Genomic DNA, 697 nt, shown 5'->3' on the forward strand with positions numbered 1-697 from the left:
CCGGCGGTCCCGGCGGTCCCGGCGGTCCCGGCGGTCCCGGCGGTCCCGGCGGTCCCGGCGGTCCCGGCGGTCCCGGCGGTCCCGGCGGTCCCGGCGGCTCAGCGGCTCAGCGGCTCAGCGGCTCAGCGGCTCAGCGGCTCAGCGGCTCAGCGGCTCAGCGGCTCAGCGGCTCAGCGGCTCAGCGGCTCAGCGGCAACGAATACGAGTGGCCTGTGATTCGGCCCTGTCGTCGGTCGCCCAGCCCGCGTTTCACGTGGAACATCGGGTCCCCACCCGGCGTGTAACACCCACCAGCCGACAGGCCACCATGATCGTGAACCTCGACAAGGCGTCGGCGCCCGCGCCGTCGGCTGGCGTCCAGCGATCCCGTGCCGGCTGGAGGCGGCGGCTCGGCCTAACCCTTGCGGCGATAACCGCGCGTTGCGTCCCCGTGAGCGACAACGCAGGGCCGTTGGTCCCTGCCGCCAATTCAGCACCCAAGTCGGGTCCAGGTGCCCTCGGGGGCGCCCGTGAACCCATCGGCCAGACCACTCCACCGGAACTGGCTAGACGCCCACTCAGCCCAATGCCCACATCCTCGTTTCACGTGAAACCCGGGCTCCGGGCTCCGGGCTCCGGGCTCCGGGCTCCGGGCTCCGGGCTCCGGGCTCCGGGCTCCGGGCTCCGGGCTCCGGGCTCCGGGCTCCGGGCTCCGGGA

Origin of the sequence: Actinoplanes sp. NPDC049668, from assembly GCF_044465445.1 — a bacterium.
In the GTDB taxonomy this organism is placed as follows: domain Bacteria; phylum Actinomycetota; class Actinomycetes; order Mycobacteriales; family Micromonosporaceae; genus Actinoplanes.